This window comes from Pseudomonas sp. R-28-1W-6 (assembly GCF_009799925.1).
Taxonomy (GTDB): Bacteria; Pseudomonadota; Gammaproteobacteria; order Pseudomonadales; family Pseudomonadaceae; genus Aquipseudomonas.
This window is the reverse complement of the sequence record NZ_WELK01000006.1, coordinates 127,425-145,504: the sequence shown is the minus strand read 5'-3', so window position 1 is coordinate 145,504 and position 18,080 is coordinate 127,425. Positions and strand designations below refer to the sequence as shown.

General features: G+C 58.3%; 16 protein-coding genes. 5 read left to right on the top strand and 11 right to left on the bottom strand.

Translation table 11 applies throughout. From position 1 onward, the window contains the following. Nucleotides 1-35: 35 nt before the first annotated feature. The 11 genes from F3I62_RS13600 to F3I62_RS13550 form a co-directional block, all read right to left on the bottom strand. Complete coding sequence (locus F3I62_RS13600) at nt 36-1,331, bottom strand: hypothetical protein (RefSeq protein ID WP_160490178.1); 1,296 nt, start codon at nt 1,329-1,331, stop codon at nt 36-38. Nucleotides 1,332-1,492: 161 nt separating this feature from the next. Continuing rightward, nucleotides 1,493-2,671 carry a hypothetical protein gene (locus F3I62_RS13595; protein WP_160490177.1) on the bottom strand — a complete coding sequence of 393 codons (1,179 nt, stop codon included), beginning with the start codon at nt 2,669-2,671 and terminating at the stop codon, nt 1,493-1,495. 21 nt (nt 2,672-2,692) lie between these two features. Then, nucleotides 2,693-4,939: an N-acetylneuraminate synthase family protein gene (locus tag F3I62_RS13590; RefSeq protein ID WP_160490176.1), complete on the bottom strand. Its 2,247-nt coding sequence runs from the start codon at nt 4,937-4,939 to the stop codon at nt 2,693-2,695. Between the two features lies 1 nt (nt 4,940). After that, complete coding sequence (locus F3I62_RS13585; protein ID WP_160490175.1) at nt 4,941-5,636, bottom strand: cytidylyltransferase domain-containing protein; 696 nt, start codon at nt 5,634-5,636, stop codon at nt 4,941-4,943. Beyond that, nucleotides 5,633-6,658: a glycosyltransferase family 9 protein gene (locus F3I62_RS13580; protein ID WP_160490174.1), complete on the bottom strand. Its 1,026-nt coding sequence runs from the start codon at nt 6,656-6,658 to the stop codon at nt 5,633-5,635. Before F3I62_RS13580 ends, F3I62_RS13585 begins: the two co-directional genes overlap by 4 nt. Next, on the bottom strand, nt 6,658-7,791 hold the full coding sequence (locus F3I62_RS13575; RefSeq protein WP_160490173.1) for an NAD-dependent epimerase/dehydratase family protein: 1,134 nt from the start codon (nt 7,789-7,791) through the stop codon (nt 6,658-6,660). Before F3I62_RS13575 ends, F3I62_RS13580 begins: the two co-directional genes overlap by 1 nt. Nucleotides 7,792-8,296: 505 nt before the next feature. Next, the gene (locus F3I62_RS13570; protein ID WP_372240131.1) at nt 8,297-9,580 is read right to left on the bottom strand and encodes a Wzz/FepE/Etk N-terminal domain-containing protein; all 1,284 of its coding nucleotides are present in this window, start codon (nt 9,578-9,580) and stop codon (nt 8,297-8,299) included. A gap of 521 nt (nt 9,581-10,101) precedes the next feature. Continuing rightward, nucleotides 10,102-10,890, bottom strand: coding sequence for a hydroxypyruvate isomerase family protein (locus F3I62_RS13565; protein ID WP_160490171.1), 789 nt, complete (start codon nt 10,888-10,890; stop codon nt 10,102-10,104). Beyond that, nucleotides 10,887-11,777 carry an NAD(P)-dependent oxidoreductase gene (locus F3I62_RS13560; protein WP_160490170.1) on the bottom strand — a complete coding sequence of 297 codons (891 nt, stop codon included), beginning with the start codon at nt 11,775-11,777 and terminating at the stop codon, nt 10,887-10,889. Before F3I62_RS13560 ends, F3I62_RS13565 begins: the two co-directional genes overlap by 4 nt. Nucleotides 11,778-11,998: 221 nt before the next feature. After that, entirely contained in the window at nt 11,999-12,358 is a 360-nt protein-coding gene (locus tag F3I62_RS13555) for a DUF5064 family protein (protein WP_160490169.1), read from the bottom strand. 66 nt (nt 12,359-12,424) lie between these two features. After that, nucleotides 12,425-12,742, bottom strand: a complete 318-nt coding sequence (locus tag F3I62_RS13550) for a DUF2288 domain-containing protein (RefSeq protein ID WP_160490168.1) — start codon at nt 12,740-12,742, stop codon at nt 12,425-12,427. Nucleotides 12,743-13,065: 323 nt separating this feature from the next. On the opposite strand from F3I62_RS13550, the gene F3I62_RS13545 reads away from it, so the two are divergent. From F3I62_RS13545 to F3I62_RS13525, 5 genes are all read left to right on the top strand, one after another. Further along, nucleotides 13,066-14,187 (top strand): branched-chain amino acid ABC transporter substrate-binding protein, encoded by a 1,122-nt coding sequence (locus tag F3I62_RS13545; RefSeq protein WP_160490167.1) that lies wholly within the window; start codon nt 13,066-13,068, stop codon nt 14,185-14,187. A 117-nt stretch (nt 14,188-14,304) separates the two neighbouring features. Next, on the top strand, nt 14,305-15,228 hold the full coding sequence (gene livH, locus F3I62_RS13540) for a high-affinity branched-chain amino acid ABC transporter permease LivH (RefSeq protein WP_160490166.1): 924 nt from the start codon (nt 14,305-14,307) through the stop codon (nt 15,226-15,228). Then, on the top strand, nt 15,225-16,484 hold the full coding sequence (locus tag F3I62_RS13535) for a high-affinity branched-chain amino acid ABC transporter permease LivM (RefSeq protein ID WP_218572862.1): 1,260 nt from the start codon (nt 15,225-15,227) through the stop codon (nt 16,482-16,484). Before livH ends, F3I62_RS13535 begins: the two co-directional genes overlap by 4 nt. Beyond that, nucleotides 16,481-17,248 carry a high-affinity branched-chain amino acid ABC transporter ATP-binding protein LivG gene (livG, locus tag F3I62_RS13530; RefSeq protein ID WP_160490165.1) on the top strand — a complete coding sequence of 256 codons (768 nt, stop codon included), beginning with the start codon at nt 16,481-16,483 and terminating at the stop codon, nt 17,246-17,248. Before F3I62_RS13535 ends, livG begins: the two co-directional genes overlap by 4 nt. Before the next feature lie 2 nt (nt 17,249-17,250). Continuing rightward, nucleotides 17,251-17,952: an ABC transporter ATP-binding protein gene (locus tag F3I62_RS13525; protein ID WP_160490164.1), complete on the top strand. Its 702-nt coding sequence runs from the start codon at nt 17,251-17,253 to the stop codon at nt 17,950-17,952. Nucleotides 17,953-18,080 lie beyond the last annotated feature (128 nt).

Here is an 18,080-nt window from a genome sequence, read left to right as displayed (position 1 = left end):
GGCACGATAAAAAATAACTCAAACCCACCCAACAGTCACCGCAAAGTCCCGGATGTATTCTTAACAACGCCTGGATCCACCCTGCTCTTTCCTGAAAAAATAGAAAACATGATTCCAAGATAAAGCCACACATACAGATAAATAATATCAGGCACCAGCATTCCAGCAATTATCCAAAAAACCAGAACCGCCCCCACGCCCTTATTCCATATTGCACTCGCAGCGAGGGCCACCATAAAAACGCCGATCCCTCCCAGAGAAACCAGCAGATTGAAAACTAGTGTGGTCGGCCTATCCGTACCAAATGCAGCCCCAAAGAATGGATTGGTGAGGAAATTAGTGATTGGCAGATAAAAACCAAACTGCAACCTTTCTGCCAGTGACGCGAGTTTTTGATCAACAAATTGCGGAGCAATCTGAACAACATAAGCCGCAACCACAACCACACTCAACCCACCGATGATGCACAATGGGATAATAAAAAATCTCTTGAGATTGTGAAGCACATAAAAAAGACACAACACCATCGCACAATAATAAAATGTTCCCGCAGTCGAAATAAGCCCAGCAATTAATGAAACCCAAACCCCAAACTTTCTGACCATACCACCAACTCTCCACTCCCGCAGAGCCAGCAATACCAACAGAGACACCCCCAAATAAAAACCGAATATGGAAGGCTCACCAAAAACCGAATTTATCCGTTTGACACCAGAAATCTCAAACCAAACCTGCCGACCAATGGCGACAGCCTCGGAGTTGTAAAATACGGTCAAATAGGCCTCATAGAAACCACCATAATATGATAGCACCTGAAAAAAACCTATTGCCGAAACCATCAAAATAGCTCGTCTTATTGCCCTTTCGACATTATCTCGTTGCTGCCTCATGTCCACGCTGGCGACAACCACAAAAGAAACCAGGCCGACTACAACGTATAGTAACTGCGTAAAATTGGTTACGGTTATTTCAGTTTTATGGGTCAACTTTTCATAAAAAACATCCCTATTCTCCGCATTTAATTCCCATGCATCTATGGGATTGAAGTCATACAAATTGACCAACAATGACAATACAAACGGACAGAAGAACAGGCATGCAAAAATGACTGGTTTCTTTTTGAGGCGGCCGCCTTTTAGAAAGAATAGAATAGCCAGCGCTGCTGCATATAGCTCCGAGGGTTTTATAAAAGACCCAGAAAACTCAACCAGCGACACGGAGTAGAATGGGGCAATATAAATAAAGTTCAAGACGGCCTTTGCGAGGCTCATTCTAAATGAGTACAAAATGAATACTATCGTGCACAACAAATGAAAGTAGTGAATAGTCAAGACTATTAATCCAGATTGAAAAATGCCTGGCGAGTCGATTCAGAAAAATTCAGCACCAGTAAACCCAGCGACTTGCAGCATGAAATTCCTTTTGAAACTTCCAACATCCCTTAAAAAATGGAAATTTGGCGATACGCCGAAAACTTAGGGGTAGATAATCTTCATTGGGTGTATTGCCTGTCGATAGCCAACAATATGGCGTATGCCAGCAGGCGCTGGCCATAGAAAAGAACGACGAAGACTTGTACCGGCAGGTAGATGGCCATGGCGGCAGCCAACAGAATCAGCATGATGTTCACCGGCAGGACCAGCCGCACAGCGGCGTACTTCACAACCATTGTCCGGACCAGCGCGTACAGCAAGGTGCTGGTCGTCAAGTAGAACACCAGCCAGGCGGGGCTTGTGCTGGAGCCGCCGTAAAGAATGCCGTTCACGTAGTCGAATGTCGCGGCGGCCCCCAAGCCGGTCAGCAAAACCAGTCCGGTTATCACAAGCAGCAAGCGTTTCACGCCAGGCGAGCCGAGTGAAAGGCCGTGGTTGCTCAGGAAGCTCAACAGGGGAGCGGATATCATCAGGGACAAGGGTGCGCAAAAGAAGTTGATGGTCAGGATCGTCTTGGCATAATCCGTGTAGTACGCAGCGTCGACCAGTTTGACCAAGGTCATATCGCCTCGCTGGATGACGCCGATCAGCAGGGCACTTGCAATGAACGGCAGCAGCGACGCCAACAACGCACCATATTCTTGTTCAGCCCCTTGCCCGCTCTCGCGCATGTCCTGTTGGGTAATGGCGTCCAGCCGTAGCCAATAGAAAAACTCAAATGCCAGCATCAGCGCGGCAATGGCTTGCAACTCGTACCCATGCAGCCATGCCGGTTGCGCCCAGATCAGCCATAGGGCCAGCAGATAAGGTGCACTGCGGAACGCCATGTAGATGAAATTTTCGCCAAAACGCAGCTTGTTGAAGACCAACTTGATCTTCAGCGCATTCAGCGCAAAGAAGTAGAGATACAAGCCCAAGATCGAGGAAGTCCACGCATCCATGCCCAGCAGGAGAAATGCAGGAATGCTGGCCAGCCCTAACAGGCAGAGCCTGCCAAGCTGCCGCATCAGTCCCGCATTCGCCGTGCTTCCCTGCACCTGCCGAACGTAGTAATCCGGGATGGCCCCGGTGAAGCCATAGGCAATTGCCTCGAAAGTGAAGACCATGAAGGTCAGACTTGCGAACAACTGGTCGTCGATGCGCGATATGGCCGGGAATACGATGATCTGCCGGACAATACTGAATACCAGTACGGACAACGCAAATATTCCCGAACCGGACAAGAACTTCTTCAGCACGCAACTTGCTCTATGCTTGGTTTATTTGAAATAGGTTTCAAGGAAGTCCAGTGCAAACCAGAACCCTTCGCCCTGGTTCTTGTGGCCTTGCCAGACCTCGGGGATGAATTGCGCACTTGGCGCATGCTGACGCAGGTCACGCGCCAGTTCCGTGAAGTCCACGTCGCCCTTGCCGATCTGCACACCCTCCCCATCAACACCAAGCGCATCCACCACGTGCATGTGTGCGGTGTTGGCACCCACCAGCCGGGTGAAATCCGTCAGCTTCCACCTGTAGTAATTGCACGCCATCATCGAGTGAGAGATGTCGTAGCAGATGCGGTAGTCGTACCGGTCACAGAACGCCTTGATTTCGTTCGGATCGACGAACAGGTTGTGATGGCTCTGACCGCCAAAGTGCCACGGGAACGGCGGCATCGTCTGGATAATGACTTCCACCCCGCTTTGATCGACTTGGGCCAGCGATTCGGCAATGCGCTGGTACATTGCTGGGCGACTTTCCTTGGGCAGGAACGAGGCAGTACTGAAGCCGCCGGCATTGATGACGATGACCGGTTTTTCAGTCTTCGGGAAAAACCGCTTCAGGTTTCGGGTAATGTCGCAGACCCGCTGCAATTCGTTGATCGAATGCGCGCGATAGGCGTCGTCCTCGCTGGCCAAGTCCATGATGTGGTCGCCAGCGAACAGCTCGGGGCTATGTATGGCAAACCCGATCGGTTGCGGACCATCGAAGAAATCGGCAGGGTCCAGCTCCATATCCTGATAGCTCAGGTGGAATTCGACGAAGTCGAAATTCGACTTGGGCACCAGTTTGGCATAATCATGATAACGAACCGGGATGCCGAATGGACGATCGAAGGCATAATCGCGCGCCTCGACCGTTTCGTCCTTCAGGTCGGATTCGTAGAAGTAATCGCCTGCCTGCAGGTCGCGCTTGGCGTGCTTGCCAACCAGTTGTTCCAGGTACATCGGCTGCAACCCTTGGCCAGGGCTTTTCACGTCCACCATGTCCAGCTCGATCACCTCGCCCCTGCCAACATTGCGGCTGGCCACCAGGCTCTTGGCAAGGGTTTCGCGATTCATGAGCTCGCCCTGGGTGATGCTGCGTTCGCCGCTATTGCCCATGGCCTCTTCGACTTCGCGGATCATCCGCACCATGTCGCGGAACTCGTCGGGCAGCAGCGACACCTTGTGGTCGTTGCCTTCCATGCCCTTGTCGATGGTGAAGTGTTTCTCGATGACGCGCGCGCCCAGCGTCACCGCCGCCACCGGAACGGAAATGCCACGCTCATGGCCGGAATAACCCACCAGGCTGCCGGTGATTTCCTGCAAGCGCTTCAGATAGGCCAGATTGACGTCCTTGAATGGGGTGGGGTACGTCGAGTTGCAATGCAGGATGACGAAGTTGGCCCCCTTGTTTTTCAGGAAAGTCACGGACTGGCGGATTTCCGCCTCGGTACTCATGCCGGTACTGCAAAACAGCGGCTTGCCGGTTGCCGCCATTGCACCAAGCAACTGATGGTTGGTGAAATCCGCGGAGGCCACCTTGTAGGCCTCCATCCCGTAGTCCTCAAGCACTTGCAAGCTCTTGAGATCCCACGGCGTGCACAGCGGCACAAGACCAAGCTGCTTGCAATAGTCAAAAACCTCAACCAATTCGGCGTTGCTTAGCTGAAACCGGCTCAACAAGTCGATGGTGTACTGCGCGCCCAAGTCGGCGCTCTGGTCCTTGCCGCTGCCCCCCTTGTACAGGGAGTCCATGTCGCGCATCTGGAATTTCACGCAATCGGCACCGGCAGCCAAGGCAAGATCAACCAATTGCTTGGCCAGCTTGATGTCACCATTGTGATTGTTGCCGATCTCGGCAATCACATAGGCTGGCGACGTTTCGGTGATGACGTGTTTGCCTATAGTGATGCCGCGCTCACCCTGGATGGCGATGGCAACCAAACGCTGGTAATCGTCCACCAGCGGGATCAACTCGATGCCACGACTAAATGCAGCTTCAATTTCATTGCGCGGTGCATTGGCCTTGCGCGAGGTGACAGTACCATGGGCGATGGGGCCGACTTCCTTTTGCAGGTCGAAGTCCGGGCTGGAGGTCAGCCAGCGCCGGAAATCCCCGTCGGAGAAGGCACCAACCAGCGTGCCGCCCTCATTGACGACAAAAACGATACGGTGCTTGTTGTTGTTGATCTTTTCCAATGCATGGAAGATCGACTCCGTTTCAAAGACGAGGAATTCGGAGATTTTCTTGCTGATCAACATGTTAACTACCTGCAATATTCTTCAAAAGGGTTTCAACTACGGCCCAGTCCACGAGCGAGTCAATCTCGTAGCTTTCCTCATCACTCATAACGAAGGCTGAAATCTTTCCACCCAAGCGATTGTTTTCCCGTACCAACAAATCACTACGGGTAATGTAGATGGAGCCGTTTTCCTTCAGCTTTATACCCTCGGGACGGATGTCCTGGCGACGCGGGCGATGCTTGTAATCATAGAGCGCCTTCGGTGCGGACTTGTCCTGCCACAGGAAGTGCCAGAACTCGCAAACAGACAGTAAGCTGTCCGCTCCTTCATCACTGAATTGCTGGATTGCACGGTCGATGGCGCCGGCGTAACGCACGGGAGACGTCGCCTGCAACAAGATGACGTTGTGTGGGCAATAACCTTCATTGGCCTCCAGCCATTGCAAGGCATGCACAAGACTGGGCTCGGTGGCGGCGGTGTCATTGGCCAGTTCTGGGGGGCGCCGGAACGGCACCTCGGCACCGTGGCGCACGGCAATCTCGGCAATCTCGTCGTCATCGGTGGAAACCACGACGCGATCCACAAACTCCGAGGCCAGCGCTTGTTCGATGCTCCAAGCGATGAGCGGCTTGCCGGCGATGTCTCGGACGTTCTTGCGTGGAATGCCTTTGGAGCCGCCGCGTGCGGGGATGATGGCAAGGTTCGATGGCTTCATATAATTGTGGCACCGGATTCATTGAAAATGCGGTCAATCCAAGCTGAGACCGAGTATTTTTCGCGCAGCGCCGGGTCGAACGGTAGCTCTTCACGGTAAAGAAGATCGCCGTCAATTAGCGGACTTTGCCTGTCCAGCACCAGCACGCCAGTAGGATTGTACAGGTCATAATTGACCACGTCGGCATTAGTGGTAATCAGCTTGCGCTGCGCACCTACCGCTTCGATGGTACGCATGGTCAGACCTAACTGGTCCGGACGGTTAACATCGATTACCGCCCGGCTCTCCGCGATACGATCGACCACTTCGGAGAGCTTCATTCCGGTGAAGTTGACGTATTTACGGCCAAAACGACGGAAGCCGGGATCGACAAAGGCGCGCAAGCGGTAAAGTTGTTTTGACGGGTAGTAGCAAAACACGAACACCTTGCACCCACGTGCCTGCAAGCTGTCAATAACCTTTTCCAGCACCTTGTAACGGTCGGTGTGGATGGTGCCAATGAAGCAGGCGTCATATACCGGCACGCCTTGCCACTGTGCAGAGCGCTCAAATTCGCGCCCATAGAACAGTGGTAGGAATTGCATCTTCGAGCTCTGCTCCACGTCGGAGCGGTCGAAGGAGAATACTTGGTTGAACTCGCCCAGCAGTTTGCGCGCATTCGGGTTGTAGTGCATTGAGTCCCATAGATACAGGCTCAATCGAGCCTTGGGTTGGGCCTGGCGCAGCAGTCGCAGCATTTGTAGTGAAATGGCCTCGCCACGCACAATCAGTATGTGGTCGTAGGTCTTGCCGCGAGTGGATTCGATGATGCTGTGGTAATAGGCGTCTGTCTTGCGCGCCAGCAAGCGCCGATCCAGGCGGATCAGCGCCTTGGTCCAGAAACTATTGTCGGGGCGATCATTGAAGTAATCAACCTGTGCGCCTTTGGCCTCCAGCTCGACTTTGATGAGCTTCTCGTAGCCGAAGAACATCGGGGCGATGAACAACACCCGCTTACCGGCCAAGTTCTGCACGTCATCCATCACTTCAACAAACCCTTGGCGCGCAATTCACTGACCGAACGCTCGTAGCCGGAATCACTGATTTCTTGGGTTTTCACCCACTGCGAAAAAGCCTTGACGCCTTCGGCGAAGGAAACCTTCGGCACAAAACCGATGTCGCGCTTGATACTCGAAAGGTCGGCAATGTTGTGGCGGATATCACCGATGCGGAAATTGCCTGACACCTTGATTTCGCCTCCAGAACCATAATTGGACTTGAGCGAATGAGCGACGGTCAGCACATCGGTAGCCTCACCAGTGCCGACATTGTAGGCCTTGCCGGTCACGTCCGAGTCTATGACGGCTATGGTGGCGGCGACCACGTCGTCGATGAAGACAAAGTCGCGACTTTCCTTGCCGTCCTCGAAAATGTTCACATCCTTGCCCTGTAGCAGCAGGGTGGAGAAGATCGAAAGGATGCCGGTGTAAGGGTTCTTCAGCGATTGGCCGGGACCGTACACATTCTGGTAGCGCAGCGCCACTGCGCCGATGCCCAAGGCCGCGCCACCGGTGAGAATCAATTGCTCCTGCACCTGCTTGGTAATGCCGTAGATTGAACTGGGATGGATGCGCGAGGACTCGTCGGTCGGCACAGGGGTGGCGATGTCACCGCTGTCAGGGTCGCGACATTCGAAGATGCCATTCTGTAAATCTTCCAATGCTCGCGCGCAGGGATAGACGAAGCCGTCGCGGCCTTGATACTTGCCTTCACCGTAAATCGCGCGCGAGGACGCGACTACCAAGCGGCGCACGGATTCGCTGCCCGCTTCCTTCTTGGCTAGCATGTCCAGCAGCAACGATGTACCACGAGCATTGACGTCCACGTAGCGGTCAATTTCGTACATGGATTGACCAGTACCTGTTTCAGCGGCCAAATGGACGACAACCTCCTGTCCGGCCAATACGCTTTCCCAAGCATCGCGATCACGAACATCCCCTTTTATTAAGCGAACCGAGGATGGTAAACGCTGAACAAGCGCAGATGTTTCAGGGCTTTCACCGTGGATTTGAGGTGAAAGATTATCCAGAACAGTAATCTCATCCCCTCTTTTCACAAGTGCAATTGCTAGCGCACTTCCTATGAAACCCGCACCGCCACTGATGAGAATCTTCATTGATAATTTTCCTTTCCTAAAAACCAAAAAAGTATCGAAATTACTATATCTACACTTTGTCAGGCGCGGCCAATCAAGCGTCCGGTTGTGCTTAACTGCTCTACGTACCTACGCGAGTTACTAGGCGCCTCAATATCCAGCGGATATCAACGGTTCGGTATTCGACGCCCTCACATTCATCCGTCAGCCCGCCAACTCCAGGCTTAGCCCATCGGTAGATACCACCTTGGAATCATGCGCCGCATAATGTTCCTTCACCGCCTGGATCAGCACCTTGCTGTCGCGCTCCTATAATTGCTCTTGCCGCTGCTGGTGAAGATACGACCGATGCCACAGGCGATACCTTCGTTGAATTCAGCGCCAAGTGGGCCACGGATGCCATAGGCTTGACGCAGGCCGGACTGCTTATGGCTCGTTACCCTCAGTTGGGGAAATCGCGACACCACCCCGTCCATTTACAGCCAGATGGGGAATTCATGATTGAGGTAATAGCGTGCAAGGGAACTCAGACTTCCTTCGTGGAGCGTTTGACCAGCATTGAGCGAATCAGTGCCACGAACAGACCAAGCATGCTACCCAGAATAAAACCAAGAGTAATTATCAATACTTTCTTTGGTTCTTTGGGTTTTAATGGCTGGACAGCAGGTTGATCCACCCGCGCGAGAGTGAGAGCCGAGAGATCCAAGTCGAGCCCCTTCAAGCGTGCTTCCTCCTCACGCAACTGGGCCAACTGCTTGAGGAACAGATCCTCATCCTTGCGGTTCTTCAACACTTCAATCTTGCGGTTCTGCTCAAGCAACTTGAGTTCCTTGGCAATTTCGGCAATGCGCGGCTCAGTGAAGTCATCCGAACTCCGTGCTTTCAGCGCATCACGCTCGGCCTGCAGGGTTTCGGCACCCATGAAATAAAGCGGGATCTGCTGGTTATTCACTTCAGTGCGGATCACACTGCCCTGCCCTTGAGCAGCGCGCCCCTCATCACCCATCGCCGCCGGCGTAGTGGGTTTGCTGATGCCGAGAGACGTGGCAATAGCGATGGCCTCATCCAGCTGGGCGATACGATTCATGCGCTTGGTTCTGAGCTGTTGGCGCAAAGCACGGAGCTCGTCCTGCAGCTCTGCCCGCTTGAGCGAGTCCGCTTCTTTGAGCTGGGCGATGCTGGAGGCTTTATCCGCCTCGTAATTTGCTCGCGCCGCCTTGATCTGCCGCTCCACCGCGCTTAAACGGTTGGCTATGACCACTTGGAAGTCGGCAGCGATACGCTCCCGTTCTGCATTTATCGCGTAGGCCACCAGCCCGTTGGTGATAGCCACCCCGTCCAGGTCTTCCGGGTAGCTAATCTGGATGCCGACATAGTCCGACAGATTGTCTGGCTTCTTGGGGTCAGGCTTTAGCAAAACGAACTGTTCACGACTGAATTCTTCAAATGCCTGCTCCAGGCTTCTATCCGGCTTTACCAGCCCTTCAAACAGGCTCTTGTTGGCCTGAAAGAAGCCCAGGCGCGTTTCGTAAGAGTCAAGCGATGCGCCCACTTTTTTCAGGGCATCCGCTGGAGTGAGGGTATAGACAGCCGTGCCATTCAGCTCATCGAGGTCCTTGATCAGTGCCGGCCTTAGCAAGCTCTGCACCTCGTAGACGGGAGTGACGAGGAACGCATAAGCGCCAGCAGCGGCAGCCACTACGGCCGCCGCCCCGGAAATCAGCCACTTCTGAGCCCAGAGAGACTGAAACAGCTCGATAAGATCGATTTCATCTGAACCAGTGAGGTTCAAGGGTTGATTCGAGTTCACAAAGACTCCCGCCATGCTTTAGCTGGCGCTAAGGAAACGCCAAGAAACGATAGTTAGGGTGCCCGATGCGACAGGCAAAGCATCGCGTAGTTCGGCACCAAACAGAAAGGCCAAGCAGCCGCAAAATGACCAATCAGTCCCACATAGACCCAAGCAAGCAGACTAGCCGTTCACCCCTGCTAGCGCATGCTGCGGAGGCGTTCGATGGCAACAGAAACGCAGGAAATTATTATTTTTATTGAGCAGGTTCCGTTCTGCGTGAAGCTCTAGACGCGGCTTACAACGCGGAGGGCACCTGAAAGCGGGGTTGGCGATTGCGGGGATGTGACAGGCTATAGGCTCCAAAAGAAAAAAACGATCATCCCTGCTGGCACAAGCAACGCCACCGCCTAGAGATGAGAATTCTGCCAAGGATTTAATTAATCTCAAGACTTGACAGGCGAATGACGTCAATTTGCCACCATGAAAAAGCTGCTCAACACTCACTCGATTGGCACCGATGCAATGCAAATGGGCGAAGATCATACGTCGTAAGCATCGTGCCAAAGGGCCATCCACCCCAGCGATTCGACCATCGGCTTAGTCGGCTTGTACTCGGCCCCCAGCCATGCGCCATACCCGCTGTTTTGCAACCCCTCGAACAACACTGAAAAATCCAACGCCCCACTCCCCGGCTCGCCTCGCCCAGGGCAATCGGCAAACTGCACATGCCCTATACGCCCGGTCAGCAAACGGATCCCTGCCTCAATATCCAACCCTTGCCGATCCATATGGTAGAGGTCAAACTGCGCCAGGCAGTTCGGGTGATCCACCGCTCGTAGCAGCTCGTCGAGATGCTCGGGGGTGTTGATCAGGAAGCCAGGCATGTCCAGCGGGTTGATCGCCTCGCTCAGCACGCGAATACCCAGCACCTGAAAAGCCTCTGCAGCCTTATGCAAATTGGCGGCCAGGGTCGCCAGCGCCTGTTCGCGGGAAACCCCGTCGGCCAACCGGCCCGGCAACACGTTGACACACATTGGCCGGGCCATGGCAGCATAAGTCAGCGCCTCCTGCAGCGCCGCATCGAATTCGGCCTGGCGTGCGGGCACCGCCGCCAGGCCGGGCCCGCCGCTCATCAAGTCTGCGGCCGGCAGGTTGATCAGCACCAGCGGCATGCCGGCGCGCTCCAGGGCTTCCTTCAGGGCGATCGCCGGCACGTCGTAGGGAAACTGGATTTCCACCCCGTCGAAACCCGCCGCCGCCGCGGCCTGGACCCGTTCGAGCAACGGCAGTTCGGTGAACAGCATGGAAATGTTCGCAGCGATCTTCATGCGTCAGCCTCGCGATAGAGCTGCACCAGCGTCGCCGGGTCATGTTCGAGATGGCCCTGGCTGCCATGCAGGCGCAGCAGTTGGGCCGCCAGGCCGCTCATGGGGGTGGCACTGCCCTGCTCGCGGGACAGCTTGGTGGCGGTGTCGAGATCTTTGAGCAGGGTGCGCACATGCCATTTGATCGGCTCGAAGCGGCTCTCGGCCATCTGCGGCGCCAGGATCTGCAGCGGCCTGGAGTCGGCGAAGCCGCCGGCCAGGGCCGGCGCGAGCAGACTGGCGTCGACGCCCGCCTGCTCGGCCAGGGCGACCACTTCGGCGATCACCAGGGCATTGCAGGCGACGATCATCTGGTTGCACACCTTGGTCACCTGCCCGGCGCCCACCTCCCCCATGCGGGTCAGCCGCTGGCCCAGGTGCACCAGGATCGGGCGGATGCGCTCGATGTCATCGACCCGCCCACCTGCCATGATCGCCAGGCTACCGGCTTCCGCACCGGGCGTGCCGCCGGATACCGGCGCATCGACCCAGCGCATGCCGGTACGGCGCTCCAGCTCCGCCGCCATCTCGCGGGTCGCGGCGGGCTCCAGGCTGGAAAAGTCGACCAGCAGCTGCCCGGCCCTGGCTCCTTCGACGATGCCGCCGGGGCCGAATACCACCTCACGCACCGCGGCCGTATCGGCCAGGCAGAGCATGACGATATCGGCCTCACTGCACAGCTGCAGCGGCGCCGATGCGGGTTGCGCGCCCAGGTCGAGCAGCCGCTGGCATTTATCCGGCGAACGGTTCCACACCCGCAGCGGGTAGCCCGCGGCGAGCAGGCGACGGGTCATGGGCAACCCCATCAGGCCGATACCGGCGAAGGCCAGGGCGGGCAGAGAAGTGGACATAGCGGGCTCCAGCACAAGATCGTGGTGCTAGTTTAACCGCACCCATCATGGGATTGGGCGGCCCGGGCCCAGCCCGTGGCCTGGCCGGCGGGCTGGTGGGCCGCTGAAAAGGCTCCGGATTGGATGTGCGTGGGAGCGGCTTTAGCCGCGATGCTTCTGCGTGGCCCGCATCGCGGCTAAAGCCGCTCCTACATAAAGCCCGATGAGGGGCTCAAGGCCAACTAGAAGCCATCCTTGGCCAGGTGGTCGAAGTTGACCGGGTCGCCGGGGTGGGCGCCGAGCTTGTCGCGGATGTCCTGATACATCCGGTCGAACTCGGCATGGCCGTGCATGATCAGGTTGTGACTGGTCGGCAGGCCGTGCTTGGCCGCCACTCGCGTCAGCACGCTGGCGAAGTTGAAGGCCGTATCGCGGTGCAGGTCGAACTCCTCGCAAAACGCCTTGCCTTCGATCTCGCCGACCATGCGAAAGTGCAGCATCGCCCCCTCCTTGGGATCCTGGCGCACCTCATAGAAGATATCGATGGCGAACAGCAGCTGACCGGGCAGATGGCTTCTGTGCAGATGGCCGGGTTCAAACATGGCAATGCTCCTTGGGGTCCGTAACCTTCAGCTCAGCTGACTGGGCACGCTTCTCGCGCCCGGCCGTCAATGCACGGTCGGGGCCGTGCTGCGCTCCTGAACCAGCACCCAGGGGGCAACGACCACCGCCCACAGTTGCGGGTCGCGGGCCAGCAGATCCTCGGCGCGGGTTTCCTCGACCTTGGCCAGCAGGCCGGCCTGCAGCCAGGCGGCCACCTTGGCCTGATCATCCTCGGCCACGGCCAGCGCCACTTCGACCAGATCCTGGGCGCCGTCGACCCACAGCAGGGCTCCGCGGGCGAAGAAAGGCTGCAGTTCCTGCCAGGTGATCGGCGCGGTTTCGCCAAGCAGCTTGGCATAGAGGGTGCTAGGTTGTTCTGTCATGACTGGCCTGTTTAAGAGCATCTGGTTGAAGGTGCGGGGCCATGATAGCGTCGGCACCTCGACAGACAAGTCAGCCGTAAAACCTAGCCGTTGAACGACGACTCTCCAGTCAGGCAAAACCACGCCGTTATTCTGTACGTTTGTTTCATTTAAGCGACACACCCCCTGTCCCCTCCAGGCTGCCCGCTTTTCAAGGCAGGAAATGGAGTTCTACACTGCCCCGGTACAGTTGCCGGGGGTGTGGCCGGGGAAACTGAACCGGTCCTGCAGCCCTGGCCGCATGGATTACAACAACGAAAAACACCAATAAAGAGTGGAGCACTATGAACAAGGCTAGCAAGCACGTATCCAAGCTGTTCGCCGCCATGGCTCTGGCTGGTATGACCAGCTATTCGATGGCAGCTGATACCATCAAAATCGCTCTGGCAGGCCCGGTTACCGGTGCCGTTGCCCAGTATGGCGAGATGCAGTTCATCGGTGCCGAAATGGCCATCGAGCAGATCAACAAGGCCGGCGGGGTTAACGGCGCAATGCTCGAAGGCATCAAGTACGACGACGCCTGCGACCCGAAACAGGCCGTGGCCGTGGCCAACAAGATCGTCAACGACGAAGTCAAGTTCGTGGTTGGCCACCTCTGCTCCAGCTCCACTCAGCCGGCGTCGGACATTTACGAAGACGAAGGCATCCTGATGATTACCGCGGCGTCCACCAGCCCGGACATCACCTCGCGCGGCTACCAGCTGGTGTTCCGCACCATCGGCCTGGACAGCCTGCAGGGCCCGACCGCCGGCAACTTCATTGCCGACCACATCAAGCCGAAAACCGTGGCCGTGATCCACGACAAGCAGCAATACGGTGAAGGCATCGCCACCGCGGTCAAGCAGACCCTGGAAGGCAAAGGCACCAAGGTCGCCATGTTCGAAGGCATCAACGCCGGCGACAAGGACTTCTCCGCCCTGATCGCCAAGCTCAAGCAAGCCGGCGTCGACTTCGTCTACTACGGCGGCTACCACCCGGAACTGGGCCTGCTGCTGCGCCAGACCAAGGAAAAAGGCCTGACCATCAAGTTCATGGGCCCGGAAGGCGTCGGCAACAAGGAAATCTCCGCCATCGCCGGCCCGGCTTCCGAAGGCCTGCTGGTGACCCTGCCGAAGTCCTTCGACCAGGATCCGAAGAACCAGGCGCTGGTCGCCGGCTTCAAGGCCAAGAACCAGGACCCGAGCGGCCCGTTCGTGTTCCCGGCCTACGCCGCCGTGCAGGTGATTGCCGAAGGCATCCAGAAAGCCGGCGACACCGACACCGCCAAGGTCGCGGCCGCGCTGCGCAGCAACAGCTTCGACACCCCCACCGGTAGCCTGGCCTTCGACGAGAAGGGCGATCTGAAGGACTTCAGCTTCGTGGTCTACGAGTGGCACCAGGACGGCACCAAAACCGAAGCGAAGTAAGCTTCCCGCCTGAACCCAGAGCCCACTGCAAACGCAGTGGGCTTTGTTTATTCGAAGAATCCCGGTCTTACGCTGCGCCACAAGCGCCGCCTTGCGTAGCGACCCAGGAGCTAGGCAATGCCTGATCTCTATCACTACCTGCAACAGCTGATCAACGGGCTCACCGTTGGCAGTACCTATGCCTTGATCGCCATCGGCTACACCATGGTCTACGGCATCATCGGCATGATCAACTTCGCCCACGGCGAGGTGTACATGATTGGCTCGTACGTAGCCTTCATCGTCATCGCCGGCCTCACTTTCATGGGCCTGGACAGCCTGCCCCTGCTGATGGTCGCGGCGTTCGCCGCCAGCATCATCGTCGCCAGTGCCTACGGCTACAGCATCGAACGGGTCGCCTACCGCCCCTTGCGCGGCAGCAACCGGCTGATCCCGCTGATCTCCGCCATCGGCATGTCGATCTTCCTGCAAAACGAGGTGCTGCTCTCCCAGGACTCCAAGGACAAGTCCATCCCCAGCCTGATCCCGGGCAACTTCGTGTTCGGCGAGAGCGCCATGCACAGCGTGACGATCTCCTACATGCAGGTGCTGATCTTCGCGGTCACCTTCGCCGTGATGTACGCCCTGACCCTGTTCATCTCCCGCTCGCGCCTCGGCCGTGCCTGCCGCGCCTGCGCGGAAGACATCAAGATGGCCAACCTGCTGGGCATCAACACCAACAACATCATCGCCCTGACCTTCGTCATCGGCGCCAGCCTGGCCGCCGTGGCCGCGGTGCTGCTGGGCATGCAGTACGGGGTGATCAACCCCAACCTGGGCTTCCTGGCCGGGATCAAGGCGTTCACCGCCGCGGTACTCGGCGGCATCGGCAGCATCCCCGGCGCCATGCTCGGCGGCCTGGTGCTCGGCGTGGCCGAGGCCTTCGGTGCCGACATCTTCGGCGACCAATACAAGGACGTGGTGGCCTTCGGCCTGCTGGTCCTGGTCCTGCTGTTCCGCCCGACCGGCATCCTCGGTCGTCCGGAGGTTGAAAAAGTATGATTGCCAAGAACCTCAAGACCGCCTTCTTCAGCGCCCTGCTGGTGCTGGCCGTGGCCTACCCGGTGCTCGGCCTGAAGCTGACCACCGTCGGCATCAAGCTGGAAGTGCACGGCGCCAGCCCGGCCATCCTCTGGACCATCGCCGGCTGCGCCATCGCCATGTTCTTCTGGCAGCTGTTCCGCGGCCAGGTCAGCGCGGCCTGGGCCCAGGTGCCTTCGCTGCCGAGCATGCCGGCACGCACCAGCAGCTTCCTCACCCTGCCCTCGACCCAGCGCTGGCTGGTGCTGGGCCTGATCGTGGTCGGCCTGGCCTGGCCGTTCTTCGGCAGCCGCGGCGCGGTGGACATCGCCACCCTGATCCTGATCTACGTGATGCTCGGCCTCGGCCTGAACATCGTGGTCGGCCTGGCCGGCCTGCTCGATCTGGGTTACGTCGGCTTCTACGCCGTGGGCGCCTACAGCTATGCGCTGCTGTCGCACTACTACGGCCTGGGCTTCTGGGTGTGCCTGCCGATCGCCGGCCTGATGGCGGCTTTCTTCGGCTTCATCCTGGGCTTCCCGGTGCTGCGCCTGAGGGGCGACTACCTGGCCATCGTCACCCTCGGTTTCGGCGAGATCATCCGCATCCTGCTGCGCAACATGACCGAGATCACCGGCGGCCCCAACGGCATCAGCAACATCGAGAAACCGAGCCTGTTCGGCCTGTCCTTCGAGCGCCGCGCCGCCGAAGGCATGCAGACCTTCCACGAGTTCTTCGGCGTGGCCTACAACGGCATCAACAAGGTGATCTTCCTCTACCTGATCGCCCTGCTGCTGGTGCTGCTGACCCTGTTCGTGATCAACCGCCTGCTGCGCATGCCGATCGGCCGGGCCTGGGAAGCCCTGCGCGAAGACGAGATCGCCTGCCGCGCCCTGGGCATGAACCCGACCATCATCAAGCTCTCGGCCTTCACCCTCGGCGCCTGCTTCGCCGGTTTCGCCGGCAGCTTCTTCGCCGCGCGCCAGGGCCTGGTCACGCCTGAATCGTTCACCTTCATCGAATCGGCGACCATCCTCGCCATCGTCGTGCTCGGTGGCATGGGCTCGCAACTGGGCATCATCCTCGCCGCGGTGGTGATGATCCTGCTGCCGGAGCTGATGCGCGAGTTCAGCGAGTACCGCATGCTGATGTTCGGCGCCCTGATGGTACTGATGATGATCTGGCGTCCGCAGGGCCTGCTGCCCATGCAACGCCCGCACCTGGAGTTGAAACCATGAGCCGCCCGATTCTCGAAGTCAGCGGGCTGACCATGCGCTTCGGCGGCCTGCTGGCCGTCAACAATGTCGCCCTCTCCGTCCAGCCCAAGCAGGTGGTGTCGATGATCGGCCCCAACGGCGCCGGCAAGACCACCGTGTTCAACTGCCTGACCGGCTTCTACCAGCCCACCAGCGGGGTGATCCTGCTGAATGACGAGCCGATCCAGCACCTGCCCGGCCACCGGATCGCCCGCAAGGGCGTGGTGCGCACCTTCCAGAACGTTCGCCTGTTCAAGGAAATGACTGCGGTGGAGAACCTGCTGGTGGCCCAGCATCGCCACCTCAACACCAACTTCCTCGCCGGCCTGCTGAAGACCCCGAGCTTCCGCCGCAGCGAAAAGGCCGCGATGGAGTACGCCGCGCACTGGCTGGAGCAGGTCAACCTCACCGAGGTGGCCAACCGCCCGGCCGGCACCCTGGCCTACGGCCAGCAGCGCCGCCTGGAAATCGCCCGCTGCATGATGACCCGCCCGCGCATCCTCATGCTCGACGAGCCGGCCGCCGGCCTCAACCCGCGCGAGACCGAAGACCTCAAGGCGCTGATCGGCATGCTGCGCCATGACCACGACGTCACCGTGCTGCTGATCGAGCACGACATGAAGCTGGTCATGAGCATTTCCGACCATATCTACGTGATCAACCAGGGCACCCCCCTGGCCAACGGCACGCCGGAGCAGATCCGCAACAACCCGGACGTGATCAAAGCCTACCTGGGGGAAGCGTAACCATGCTGAGTTTCCACAACGTCTCCACCTTCTACGGCAAGATCCAGGCCCTGCACAACGTCAGCATCGAAGTGCAGCAAGGCGAGATCGTCACCCTGATCGGCGCCAACGGTGCCGGCAAGTCGACCCTGCTGATGACCCTGTGCGGCTCGCCGCGCGCGGCCAGCGGCAGCATCCGCTACCTGGGCGAGGAACTGGTCGGCCAGGACTCCTGCGACATCATGCGCAAGAGCATCGCGGTGGTGCCGGAAGGCCGCCGCGTGTTCGCCCGCCTGACCGTGGAAGAGAACCTGGCCATGGGCGGCTTCTTCGGCAGCAAGGCCGACAACCTGGAGCAGATGGACAAGGTCCTGCACCTGTTCCCGCGCCTCAAGGAACGCTTCGAGCAGCGCGCCGGCACCATGTCCGGCGGCGAACAGCAGATGCTCGCCATCGGCCGCGCGCTGATGAGCAAGCCCAAGCTGCTGCTGCTCGACGAGCCCTCCCTGGGCCTGGCACCGATCATCATCCAGCAGATCTTCGACATCATCGAACAGCTGCGCGAGGATGGCGTGACCGTGTTCCTGGTCGAGCAGAACGCCAACCAGGCGCTCAGGCTGGCGGACCGCGCCTATGTGCTGGAGAACGGCCATATCGTCATGCAGGGTAGCGGCGCCGACCTGCTGGTCGACCCCAAGGTACGCGACGCCTACCTCGGCGGCTGACGGTCTGGCTGGAATGACAACGGCCCCTCGCGGGCCGTTTTCATTGGCAGTTGACGCTTTGTGTGGGAGCGGATTTATCCGCGATCGGGGCTGCTCGGAGTGGCCTGCTGATCGCGGATAAATCCGCT

Coding starts and splice junctions, on each gene's coding strand:
- F3I62_RS13590 (WP_160490176.1), bottom strand. CDS start 4,939: ATGTTGATCAGCAAGAAAATCTCCGAATTCCTCGTCTTTGAAACGGAG.
- F3I62_RS13585 (WP_160490175.1), bottom strand. CDS start 5,636: ATGAAGCCATCGAACCTTGCCATCATCCCCGCACGCGGCGGCTCCAAA.
- F3I62_RS13580 (WP_160490174.1), bottom strand. CDS start 6,658: ATGGATGACGTGCAGAACTTGGCCGGTAAGCGGGTGTTGTTCATCGCC.
- F3I62_RS13575 (WP_160490173.1), bottom strand. CDS start 7,791: ATGAAGATTCTCATCAGTGGCGGTGCGGGTTTCATAGGAAGTGCGCTA.
- F3I62_RS13565 (WP_160490171.1), bottom strand. CDS start 10,890: ATGAAGATCGCTGCGAACATTTCCATGCTGTTCACCGAACTGCCGTTG.
- F3I62_RS13560 (WP_160490170.1), bottom strand. CDS start 11,777: ATGTCCACTTCTCTGCCCGCCCTGGCCTTCGCCGGTATCGGCCTGATG.
- F3I62_RS13555 (WP_160490169.1), bottom strand. CDS start 12,358: ATGTTTGAACCCGGCCATCTGCACAGAAGCCATCTGCCCGGTCAGCTG.
- F3I62_RS13550 (WP_160490168.1), bottom strand. CDS start 12,742: ATGACAGAACAACCTAGCACCCTCTATGCCAAGCTGCTTGGCGAAACC.
- F3I62_RS13545 (WP_160490167.1), top strand. CDS start 13,066: ATGAACAAGGCTAGCAAGCACGTATCCAAGCTGTTCGCCGCCATGGCT.
- livH (WP_160490166.1), top strand. CDS start 14,305: ATGCCTGATCTCTATCACTACCTGCAACAGCTGATCAACGGGCTCACC.
- F3I62_RS13535 (WP_218572862.1), top strand. CDS start 15,225: ATGATTGCCAAGAACCTCAAGACCGCCTTCTTCAGCGCCCTGCTGGTG.
- livG (WP_160490165.1), top strand. CDS start 16,481: ATGAGCCGCCCGATTCTCGAAGTCAGCGGGCTGACCATGCGCTTCGGC.
- F3I62_RS13525 (WP_160490164.1), top strand. CDS start 17,251: ATGCTGAGTTTCCACAACGTCTCCACCTTCTACGGCAAGATCCAGGCC.